The sequence below is a fragment of the uncultured Caulobacter sp. genome, from assembly GCF_937900395.1.
GTDB lineage: Bacteria > Pseudomonadota > Alphaproteobacteria > Caulobacterales > Caulobacteraceae > Caulobacter.
This window is the reverse complement of the sequence record NZ_CALCDX010000174.1, coordinates 1-10,404: the sequence shown is the minus strand read 5'-3', so window position 1 is coordinate 10,404 and position 10,404 is coordinate 1. Positions and strand designations below refer to the sequence as shown.

Below are 10,404 nucleotides of genomic sequence, written 5' to 3'. Positions count from 1 at the left end.
GACAGCACGGCGTATTGCGCGAAGCCGCCCAGCCGCGCGCCGCCGACGACGGCGTCGCCGACCGCCAGGCTCGTCACGCCCTCGCCCAGCGCCGCGACCTCGCCGGCGAGATCCAAGCCGGGCGTGAAGGGCAGGGGCGGTTTGAACTGGTACTCGCCGCGCGTCATCAGGAGGTCCGGGAAGTTCACGCTGGCCGCCCGCACGCGCACCAGGACCTCGCCGGGGCCGGGGGAAGGCGTCGGGACCTCGCGCACCGCGCAGCCGCCGAAGTCGGGCGCCAAGGCCTCGACGACGAGGGCGCGCATGGTGGGGGGGATTGAACTCACGTTCTCTCCTTCAATCCGACCTCCCCGGCGAATGCCGGGGCCCAGATTCAGCCTGAGCGGTTTGGGGTGATCCGAGATACGCCTCGTCCAAACATCGGACGCCCCCGGGTTCGATCTGGGCCCCGGCATTCGCCGGGGAGATCGGATGTTTGGCTCAGTTGCTCGCCTCGAACGTCTCGCGCACCAGCCCCGCGATCTCCCGACACGCCGCATCCGCCGCCGGGATCGCGCCGGTGAAGGCGGTGAAGGCGTGGGCCAGGCTGTCGTAGCGGCGATAGCGCACCGGCACGCCGGCGGCCTGCAGGCGCTTGGCGTAGGCCTCGCCCTGGTCGGTCAGGGGGTCGAAGCCGGCGGTGGCGATCACGGCGGGGGCCAGGCCCGAGAGGTCCTCGGTGCGGTCCGGCGACAGGCGCGGATCGGCCGGGTCGGCGTCGGCGCCCATATAGTGGCCCATGAACCATTCCATGGTCTCGCGGGTCAGCGGATAGGCGTCGCCGAAGGTGGTCATGGACGGCGTCTCGCTGGCCACGTCCACGGCCGGATAGATCAGGATCTGGGCCGACGGCTGGGGCTCGCCCTTGCGCTTCATCTCCTGGGCGACGATGGCCGAGAAGTTGCCGCCCATGCTGTCGCCGCCGATGGCCGGCGGGGCCGCCGAAGCGCCGAACCGGGCGGTGTTGTCGCGGGCCCAGCGATAGGCGGCCAGCACGTCCTCGAGGCCCGCCGGGAACTTGTGGTCGGGCGCCAGGCGATAGTCGACCGAGATCACCGCCGTGCGGACGATCCTGGCCAGGATCGAGCAGAAGGCGTGGCAGGTCTCCAGATCGCCGATCACCCCGCCGCCCATGTGGGCGTAGACGATCAGCGGGGCGTGGATGTCCTGAGCCTCGGGGCGATAGGCGCGGCAGGGGATCGGACCGTTGGGGCCTTCGACCGAGAGGCTCTCGGTGCGCACGCCGGGCTCCAGCGGCCCCTGGACGGCGGCCAGGCCCCGGGCGCTGCCCGCCACGGCCTCGGCCGGCGTCAGGCTGGACATGGGGGGGAGTTTCTTGGCCGCGTGGGCGAAGAACTGGAAGCGGGGGTCGAGCGTCCGGCCGCCCTTGTAGACGACGCCGCCGCCCGACATGGCCCGCAGGATCGGGCTGGGCAGCGACAGGATCAGCTTCAGTATGGCTTTTTGCGTGGCGTCCGAGGCCATGTTTCCCCCTCTATTTTGTTCTTATAGTTTCGGCAGGGCGGGCACGCCGCCCAGGATCAGCTTGACGGCGAAGTCCGCGGCGCCGGCGGTGTCGACCGGCCGCCGCTCCAGCATCTTGTCGCCCAGCTCGCGGGCGATCGCGATGCAGGCCGAGGTCAGGTAGTCCAGGTCCACCGGTGGGGCGTTGTCGTGGGCCAGCACCCGGGCGAAGGCCTCGCGGACCTCATCGAATACGGCGGCCAGCTCGGGCGTCGAGCGGGCGTGCGGCACGGGCTCGCCGGGGGGACGATTGATGTGCCAGCTCTCCTGCTCCTTGGCCAGGAACTCGAAATAGGCCAGCACGGCCCCGCGCAGGAACGACTGGAAATCGTCAGCCTTCTCGGATTCGGCGCGCAGCAGCGGACGGAAGCGGCGGGCGCCGTCGTCGGCCAAGGCGTCGAACACCTCCTCCTTGGACTTGTAGTAGTTGTAGAAGGTGCCCGAGGCCAAACCCGTGCGGCGGATGATGTCGCGCACCGTGGCGGCGTCATAGCCCAGCTCGCCGAACACCTCGCGCGCCGCATCGAGGATGGCCTGGCGGTTGGCGGTCTTGGTCCGCTCGCGCTTGCCCGGCCGCTGGTCGATGTGGGGCTTGGGGAAATAGGCGATATTCGACATGGGGCCCGACTCGGAGATGGCGCGATCATGACGCGCCGTCAGGATGACAGCCCTAGTCCGAGGCGGGACGCAAGTGTTTGGCTTCGACTTTAAATATTCCGACCTCCCCGGCGAATGCCGGGGCCCAGATCTCAAACGTCTTTCGTGATCGGAAAAGCTCCGAGCTTTTAGAGCCCACCCCTTGCGCTTTTCCATCTGGGCCCCGGCATTCGCCGGGGAAGTCGGTGTGGGGAGAGCTTTCACAACGGCTTCACCGGCTGCTCGATGTCGTAGACGGCCTCGCTGATCGCTTCGAGCTTCTCGCGGTACAGGGCCTGGGCGTCGTGGAGGCCTTGGTTGTACCAGTAGGGGCCCAGCCGCTCGGTCACGAAGTCCAGCAGGAACTCGGCGTCGAAGCCCTTCACCTCCAGATCCAGCTCGTCCCGCAGATAGTGCGAGAGGCCGGCGACCAGCTTGGCGCGGGTGTCCTTGTCGAAGGTGATCTTGGGCATGCTCGGCTTTCTCTCAGCGTGTCATCCCGGCCGTAGCGTAGCGGAGAGCCGGGACCCAGGGGCAACCGTTATGCCGCCGGCCCCTGGGTCCCAGATAGCGCTGCGCGCTTCCGGGATGACACACGTTTTACTCTGCGGCCAAAGCCTCACCCTTCTCCGTTGCCCGCGCCGCCACCGGCAGCTTGCCGCCAGCGCTCCGCGCCCGCGCCTCGCCCTTGGCGATCTCCTTTTTCAGGTCGGCGCAATAGACGTTGAAGTCGACCTGGATGGTGTGGCGGGCGGACTCGTAGAAGTGGCCGGTGTGGCGCTGCTCGTCCTTGGCGATGATCTTCTCCATTTCGGCGCGCGGCGGCGGCGCGTACTGGCCGGCCAGATAGGCGGCGGCCAGCTTCGCCTGCTGCTCGGCGAAGTTCACCAGGGTCGGCAAGGGCTGGGCGAGGCCCATGAAGAACAGGTTCGGGATGCCCGGCTTCATCATCCGCTTGAACAGCGGGAAGCGGTGGTCGGCGTCGGGCAGCAGCTCAGGATCGTCGAAGAACGGAAAGCTGATCTTGTAGCCGGTGGCGAAGATGATGGCGTCGACGTCCTCGACGCTGTCGTCGGCGAAGCGGACGCGCTTGCCCTCCAGCGCCTTGATCGCCGGCTTGAACTTGATGTCGCCGCAGCCGGCCCGCGTCAGGAACTCGCCCGAGACCGAGGGGTGAGCCTCAAGCGGCTCGTGGTCGGGCTTGGGCAGGCCGTAGTCCTCCATCCGGCCGATGGTCTTCTTCAGCACCGAGCGCGACAGGGCTAGGCCCAGCTTGCGCGGCATCCAGGCGGGCATGGCGGATTTGTCGGCCGGCTTGCCGTTCAGGTACTTGGGGAACACCCAGACCCCGCGCCGGGCCGAGACCCAGAGGTTCTTGGCGATTGGGCGCTGGGACAGCTCGCTGGCGATGTCCATCGCCGAATTGCCCATGCCGACCACCACGACGTTCTTGCCGCGCATGTCGACCGGGTCGAACGGGTCGCAATAGGCGTGGGCGTGGAAGGCCGGGCCGTCGAATTCGCCCGGATACTCCGGCACGCGCGGGTCCCAGTGGTGGCCGTTGCAAACGAACAGGACGTCGTAGAGCCGCGTCTCGCCCGTCGACAGGGTCACCGCCCACAGGCCGTCAGCGGTGCGCCGCGCCTTCTCGACCCGGGTGTTGAAGGTGATGGTCGGACGCAGGCCGAAGTGGTCGACATAGTCCTTGAAGTACTGGAACAGCTGCGCGTGATGCGGGAAGTCCGGCCAGTCTTTCGGCACGGGAAAGTCCTCGAACGCCAGCCGCCACTTCGAGGTATCGATGTGCAGGCTGTCGTAGCAGGCCGACATGCCGTTGGGGTTCTTGTAGTACCAAGTGCCCCCAATATCGTCCGACATCTCGAAGCAGTCGTACGGGATGCCGTAGTCTTTCAACCGCTTGATGGTCGTGAAGCCGCTGCAGCCGGCGCCGATCACGCAGGCCTTCGGCAGCCGCGCCTCCAGGGTCCTGGTCGCCATTCCACCCTCTCGACTTATCGTTGTTCAGGTGAGTGTACCGGCGTTATCCCGCCCGGCAAGCGGACCTTGCGGAAAGAGCGTCGTCTCCGACGCGCTTACCGCCCGAACGGCGTCGTGGCGTAGGCCGAAGCGCACTGGCGATTGCACAGCACCCAGTCGCTGCCGCAGCCGGTGTAGCCCACGTCGCGCGCCTCGCAGAAATAGCGGACGCGCGCGCACATGTTCTTGCAGCCATGCAGGTCGCCGGCCGGCTGGCGCGGCGTGAGCGCCCATGGCTGGGCGAGGATGGTCTTGGGCGGATCGCGGGACGGCAGCACCGACGTCGGCGCCTTGGACTGGGCCATCGACGGACCGGCGGCCGTCAGGATCAGCAGGGCGAGGAGGGCGCGGCGCATGGCGCGCCATGGTTACCGCGCGGGCGGTGAAGGCGCGGTTAAGCGCATTGCAGCGCCCCCTCCGTCTCGTCGCTGCGCGCCGATCCACCTCCCCCGTTAGCACGGGGGAGGATGATGGTCCTCCTCACCCGCGAAGCGGGGGAGGTGGCGCGATGCGGAGCATCGTGACGGAGGGGGCGCTTCTAAAGCCCTATCCCCGCAGCATCTCCCGCCCGGCCCAGACGCTGTGGGTGCCGCTGCTGAGCTTGTGCGGCAAGGCCACGCGGCAGACGATCTCGAACCGCTTGGCGTCGACGACGACGCACTCGGACGTCCCCCGGTTCTCATCGATGATGAAGCTGACCAGATAACCGTCGTCCTCGTCCTTGGCCCCCACACGCGGCGCGAACGGCGCCTCGCTGGCGTAGCGGCCCTCGGGCAGGGTGATCGACCAGCTCTCGCCGGTTTCCAGGTCGTGCTTGACGAAGCCGTTGAACAGGAACCAGCCCGGCCGCGTCGTCGTCGAGTAGGCGTAGCGATAGGGCTTGCCGGCGTATTTCTGATTGAACATGCCGAACTCAAGGATCCGGTCGTCCAGGTGCTTCTCGGTCGTTTCGCCGGTCTTAAGGTTGAAGCGCCAGCGGTGCAGCTTGGGCAGGAAGCTGTGCTCGTCCAGATAGGCCATCAGGTGGCCGTGGCCGTCGGGCGCGCCTTCCAGCGGGCGAGGGATCGGCTTTTCCTGGAAGTAGCCGTCCAGCACCACCTCGTCGCCGTCCTCGTACGCGTTCAGCCAATGCAGCACATAGGTCGGCTCGGCCTCGAACCAGCGCGGCTCGCCGCCGTGGCGAGGGACGAGGGCGAAGCGGCTGGGCAGGCCCTTGTGCAGGCGCACGGCGTGGATGTCGCGCGCCATCAGCTCCTGGTCCCAGAACACCGGCAGGTCGTTCAGGATCGCCCAGTGTTCGGAGAAGGCCATGTCGTGCGGCAGGCGCGGGCCGGGCAGGGGCACGCCCTGATAGAGCTTGCGCTTCCCGTCCGGTCCGACCACGCCGTAGTGCATGTACGGCCAGCTCTTGGAGTAGTTGAAGAACAAGAGCTCGCCGGTGTTCTCGTCAACCTTGGGGTGGGCCGAGACCCCGTCCAGCGGCGCCCAGGACGCCACGCCCAGGGTCTCCAGCGTCAGGGGATCCAGACGATAGGCCTCGCCGCACTGGTAGAAGGTGGCGATCGCCTCGCCGTTGTGGACGACGATGTCGGTGCTGGCGCTGTCCTTCAGGCTCCCGTGGGCGCCGAAGCCGGGGCGCTTGGAGGTCCCCGGACCGTCCATCAGCCCACCCCACAGGCTCTCGTTCACCTCCTGCTCGGCCTCGAAGCAGCGGGTGCGGACAAAGCGGTTGCGATAGGTCGCCTGGCCGTTCTTGAACTCGAGCTGGTGGATCATCCCGTCGCCGTCGAACGGGTGATAGCGGCCCAGCGGATCGTGCAGCGGGTTCTCGGTGTTGCGCAGATAGACGCCGTCCAGATCGGCGGGGATCGCGCCTTCCAGCACCTCCAGCTCCCAGGCGTTGACCTCCTCGTGCTGCGGCGTCCAGGCGCCGGTCATGTACGGGTGGTTGGTCGGCGACAGCGACGTCCGCACCGGCGGCAGGCGTTCGAGTTTCATCCGTGGGTCCTCCCGTGTTTTGGGAGAGCCTACGACCGGTTAGTCTCGTTGTGCAAGTTTCCCCTTGCGTCGGGAACGCCCCCACCGTCTCGCTGCGTTCCGCAGCGATCCACCTCCCCCGTTTCTCGGGGAGGATGACGTTCCACCTGACCCGCTCGCGACGGAGGGGGCGTCCTATCGCGCCGGACTGACCCGCCAGACCGCGTTGCCGACGTCATCGGCCACCAGCAGCGCGCCGGACGTGTCGACCGTCACGCCGACCGGTCGACCTTGAGCCTTGCCGTCCTTGTCGAGGAAGCCGGTCAGGAAGTCCTCGACCGGGCCCGCTGGCTTGCCGCCGGCGAACGGCACGAAGATCACCTTGTAGCCGGCCTGCGGCTTGCGGTTCCACGAGCCGTGCTGGCCGACGAAGACGCCGTCCTTATAGCGCGCCGGGAAGCTGGCCCCCTCGTAGAAGGTCAGGCCCAGCGAGGCGGTGTGGGCGCCCAGGGCGTAGTCGGGGACGATGGCGCGCTCGACCAGGTCCGGGCGGCGGTCGCTGTCCTTGACCCGCTTGTCCACGTGGCGTCCGAAATAGCTGTAGGGCCAGCCATAGAAGCCGTTCTCGCGCACCGAGGTCATGTAGTCGGGCACCAGATCGTTGCCGAGCTCGTCGCGCTCGTTGACGGCGGTCCACAGCTCGCCATTGGCCGGGTTCCAGCCGAGGCCATTGGGATTGCGCAGGCCCGAGGCGAAGACGCGCTTCTGGCCGGTCGCCAGGTCGACCTCGAGGATCGCCGCGCGGTCGACCTCGTTCTGCATGCCGTTTTCACCGACATTGCTGTTCGAGCCGACGGTCGCATAGAGCTTCGAGCCGTCGCGGCTGGCGATGATGTTCTTGGTCCAGTGGTGGTTGATCGGTCCGCCCGGCAGGTCGGTCACCTTGCGCGGCGCGGCGGTGATCTGGGTCTCGCCAGCCTTGTACGGGAAGGCGACGATGGCGTCAGCGTTGGCGACGTAGAGCGTCTCGCCGACCAGGGCCATGCCGAACGGCGAATAGAGGTTGGTCAGGAACGGCGTCTTCAATTCCGCCACGCCATCCCCGTTCGCGTCGCGGAGGAGCGTGATCCGGTTGGCGCTGGGCACGCCGGCGCCGGCCTTCTTCATCAGCATCTTCTGGAAGAAGCCGCGCAGGCCGTGCGAGGGCTCGTCCTTCGGCGGGCTGTTGCTCTCGGCGACCAGCACGTCGCCGTTGGGCAGCACCAGCAGCCAGCGGGGATGGTCCAGGCCCGTGGCGAACGGCTGCACGCGGAAGCCCGCCGGCGCGGTCGGCGTGACGCCCGAAGGCCAGCCGACGACCTCGGAAACCTTAACGGTGGGGATCAGGGTCTTGCGCGGCTCGGGCAGGGCCGGATTTGGCCCGTAGCCCACCGGACCTGTCTGGGACTGGCTTTGACCACAGGCCGATAGCGCCGCCGCGGCGACGCCGATGATCAAGATTTCGCGAACCCTGCGACGCATAGCCGCCTCTCCCCTTCATCCCGCGTTCAAAGCCAAACGCGTTTCATGTTGGCAGGCAACACATACGGTTCGATCCATGGAGAAGTTCCACAGCCCCGTCTTCCACCGTCGCGCTGTCCTGGGCGGCCTGCTGGCCCTCGCCGCGCCGGGCGCCGTCAACGCCGCCGCGCGTCGCAAGGCGCCGCCGCCGCCGCCGCTGGTCACCGTGCTCGGCGACTCGATCACCGCCGGCCTTGGCCTGACCCAGGACCGCGCGCTGCCCGCCTGGTTGCAGCGGACGCTGGACGGCATGAAGGTCCAGGCCCGTGTGTTCGGCTTCGGCGCGATCGGCGACACCAGCCAGGCCGGCCTCTCGCGCGTCGAGCGGATCCCCGCCGAGACCGCCGTCTGCGTCGTCGCCCTGGGCGGCAATGATCTGCTGCTCGGCGCGGACCCGGCCTGGACCCGCGAGAACCTCCGCGCCATCGTCTCGCGGCTGAAGGCCCGAGGCGTCCGCGTGGTGCTGGCCGGGATGCGCGCGCCGGCCCTGCTGGGGATCGACTACGCCCGCCGCTTCACGGAGGTCTATCCGGCGCTGGCCCGCGAGGAGGGCGTGTTCTACGCGCCCGACTTCTTCACGGGCGTGATCGGCGTCGCGCGCTACATGCAGAGCGACGGCATCCACCCCAACGCCGAGGGGGCCCGTATCATCGCCGAGCGTCTGGCGCCGGTCGTGGCGAAGGCGTTGAAGGGGTAGACCCAACACACCGACCTCCCCGGCGAATGCCGGGGCCCAGATCCATCCGGTAAGTTTGAAATGAAAGCGCCCTCCGCCGGGGTTCGACGAAGGGCGCCTGTAGGTTCGATCTGGGCCCCGGCATTCGCCGGGGAAATCGGATGGTGGTGCTATTCCACCACCTTCGGCGCCGCGCGATGCTGGTGGCCGAACAGCCGGTGCATCATCCGCTCCGAGCGGGTTCTCAGCCCGTCCATCAGGATGAACACCACCGGGATATAAAGCAGCGACAGCAGGGTCGAGGTGATCAGGCCGCCGATGACGGCGATCGCCATCGGCGCGCGGAACTCGACCTCGGCGCCCAGGCCGATGGCGGTGGGCAGCATGCCCGCGCCCATGGCCACGGTGGTCATCAGGATCGGCCGCGCCCGCTTGTGGGCGGCGTCCATGATGGCCGTGCGCTTGTCCATGCCGTGCTCCTTCATCGCCATGATCGCGTACTCGACCAGCAGGATCGAGTTCTTGGCGGCGATGCCCATGAGCATCAGGATCCCGATCAGGGTCGAGATCGAGAAGCTGGACTTGGCGATCACCAGCAGGCCGAAGGCGCCGCCGATGGCCAGGGGCAGGGCGACCATGATGGTGATCGGGTGGGCGAAGCTGCGGAACAGCAGCACCAGCACGACGTACATCAAGAGGATGCCGGTCACGAGCGCGCCGACGAAGCCGGTGACCATCTCCTGGATGAACTCGGCGTCACCGGCCGGCGTCTCCTTGACCCCAGGGGGCAGGTTCTTGACCGAGGGCAGGGCGTGGACGCGCTTGGCCGCCTCGCCGACCACGATGCCGTCGAGCTCGGCGGTGATGGTGGCCACGCGCGAGCGGTCCTGGCGTTCGATCTGCGAGGGGCCGGCGCCGAAGCGCACGTCGGCCACCGCGTTCAGCGGCACCGGACCATTGGCCGATGGCACCTGCAGGGTCTGCAGCACGGCGATGTCCCCGCGGGCGTCGTCGTTCAGGCGCAGGCGGATCGGCACCTGGCGGTCGCCCAGATTGTACTTAGGCAGGTTCTGGTCGATGTCGCCGATGGTGGCCACGCGCACGGCCTGGGAGATCGCCCCGGCCGTGACGCCGGCGCGGGCGGCCTGGTCGGGCTTGGGCGTCACGACGATCTCGGGACGGGCGATCGAGGCGGTGTTGACCACGTGGGCCAGGCCCGGCACGCCGCGCATCTCGGCCTCGATCTTGCGGGCCGCCGCCTCCAGGGCCGGGCCGTTGTCGCTGAGCAGGCTGAGGGTGTAGCTGCCGCCGTTCGACGGGCCGCCGCCGTTGTTGCCGCCCGCGCCGATCCGCACGCCGGGGATCTGGGCGAACTGGTCGACCATCTGGCGGCTGAACGCCTTCTGGCTGATCCGCTCGCCCTTGTCGGTCAGGTCGGCGGTGATGTCGGCCTTGTTGACGGCGTTGTTGCTGCCGACCGAGGCGTAGACGCTGACCACTTCCTTGCGGGCCAGCAGCTCCTTGGTCACGCGCTGCACGATGGCGTCGGTCTCGTCCAGGGTGGCGCCCGGCGGCAGCTCGACCGAGAACTCGGACCGGCCGCGGTCGGACTGCGGCTGGAACTCGAACGGCAGGCGGGTGGCCAGGAAGATCGAGAAGGCGAACATCGGAATGCCCATCAGCAGGACCTTCCAACGGTTGCGCAGGCCCCAGTTCAGGGTCTTCAGGTACGGACCCATCCACGGCGGGTCCTTGTCCTCGTGCTTGCTGTCGGCCTTCAGCAGATAGGCGCCCATCAGCGGCGTCAGCAGGCGGGCGACGACCAGCGAGAACAGCACCGAGACGCAAGCCGCCAGGGCGAAAGCCTTGAAGAACTGGCCGATGATGCCCGGCATGAAGCCCACGGGGGCGAACACCGCCACGATGGTGAAGGTGGTGGCCACGACCGCCAGGCC

Annotated in this window: 10 protein-coding genes and 2 pseudogenes; 3 read left to right on the top strand and 9 right to left on the bottom strand. The window is 68.3% G+C overall.

Translation table 11 applies throughout. From position 1 onward, the window contains the following. The 4 genes from Q0379_RS15335 to Q0379_RS15320 all read right to left on the bottom strand — a co-directional run. Window positions 1–305, bottom strand: a 305-nt coding sequence (locus tag Q0379_RS15335) for an alcohol dehydrogenase catalytic domain-containing protein (RefSeq protein ID WP_299010577.1), incomplete at its 3' end; no start/stop codon positions are given. A gap of 175 nt (window positions 306–480) precedes the next feature. Further along, the gene (locus Q0379_RS15330; protein ID WP_299010571.1) at window positions 481–1,524 is read right to left on the bottom strand and encodes an alpha/beta hydrolase; all 1,044 of its coding nucleotides are present in this window, start codon (window positions 1,522–1,524) and stop codon (window positions 481–483) included. Between the two features lie 21 nt (window positions 1,525–1,545). Then, window positions 1,546–2,181, bottom strand: a complete 636-nt coding sequence (locus tag Q0379_RS15325) for a TetR/AcrR family transcriptional regulator (protein ID WP_299010568.1) — start codon at window positions 2,179–2,181, stop codon at window positions 1,546–1,548. Between the two features lie 239 nt (window positions 2,182–2,420). After that, window positions 2,421–2,672 carry a DUF2164 domain-containing protein gene (locus tag Q0379_RS15320; protein WP_099536691.1) on the bottom strand — a complete coding sequence of 84 codons (252 nt, stop codon included), beginning with the start codon at window positions 2,670–2,672 and terminating at the stop codon, window positions 2,421–2,423. Here Q0379_RS15320 and Q0379_RS15315 point away from each other — a divergent pair. After that, window positions 2,671–2,781, top strand: a pseudogene (locus Q0379_RS15315) (hypothetical protein); the annotation flags it as partial. The gene Q0379_RS15320 and the pseudogene Q0379_RS15315 sit on opposite strands and share 2 nt — an antisense overlap. A gap of 18 nt (window positions 2,782–2,799) precedes the next feature. On the opposite strand, the gene Q0379_RS15310 reads toward Q0379_RS15315, so the two are convergent. Further along, window positions 2,800–4,182 (bottom strand): NAD(P)-binding domain-containing protein, encoded by a 1,383-nt coding sequence (locus Q0379_RS15310; protein WP_299010574.1) that lies wholly within the window; start codon window positions 4,180–4,182, stop codon window positions 2,800–2,802. A 110-nt stretch (window positions 4,183–4,292) separates the two neighbouring features. After that, a complete protein-coding gene (locus Q0379_RS15305) occupies window positions 4,293–4,592 on the bottom strand; it encodes a hypothetical protein (RefSeq protein WP_299010561.1) in 300 nt (99 codons plus the stop codon). 51 nt (window positions 4,593–4,643) lie between these two features. On the opposite strand from Q0379_RS15305, the pseudogene Q0379_RS15300 reads away from it, so the two are divergent. Beyond that, window positions 4,644–4,779, top strand: a pseudogene (locus tag Q0379_RS15300) (hypothetical protein); the annotation flags it as partial. A 3-nt stretch (window positions 4,780–4,782) separates the two neighbouring features. On the opposite strand, the gene Q0379_RS15295 reads toward Q0379_RS15300, so the two are convergent. Together Q0379_RS15295 and Q0379_RS15290 are read right to left on the bottom strand one after the other, a co-directional pair. Beyond that, a complete protein-coding gene (locus Q0379_RS15295; RefSeq protein WP_299010558.1) occupies window positions 4,783–6,234 on the bottom strand; it encodes a carotenoid oxygenase family protein in 1,452 nt (483 codons plus the stop codon). Between the two features lie 174 nt (window positions 6,235–6,408). Then, complete coding sequence (locus Q0379_RS15290) at window positions 6,409–7,734, bottom strand: sorbosone dehydrogenase family protein (protein ID WP_299010555.1); 1,326 nt, start codon at window positions 7,732–7,734, stop codon at window positions 6,409–6,411. Window positions 7,735–7,810: 76 nt separating this feature from the next. On the opposite strand from Q0379_RS15290, the gene Q0379_RS15285 reads away from it, so the two are divergent. Then, window positions 7,811–8,470, top strand: a complete 660-nt coding sequence (locus Q0379_RS15285; RefSeq protein WP_299010552.1) for an arylesterase — start codon at window positions 7,811–7,813, stop codon at window positions 8,468–8,470. A 149-nt stretch (window positions 8,471–8,619) separates the two neighbouring features. Here the strand turns inward: Q0379_RS15285 and Q0379_RS15280 are convergent. Continuing rightward, window positions 8,620–10,404 (bottom strand): efflux RND transporter permease subunit (locus tag Q0379_RS15280; protein WP_299010549.1); only part of this gene is annotated, 1,785 nt, incomplete at its 5' end.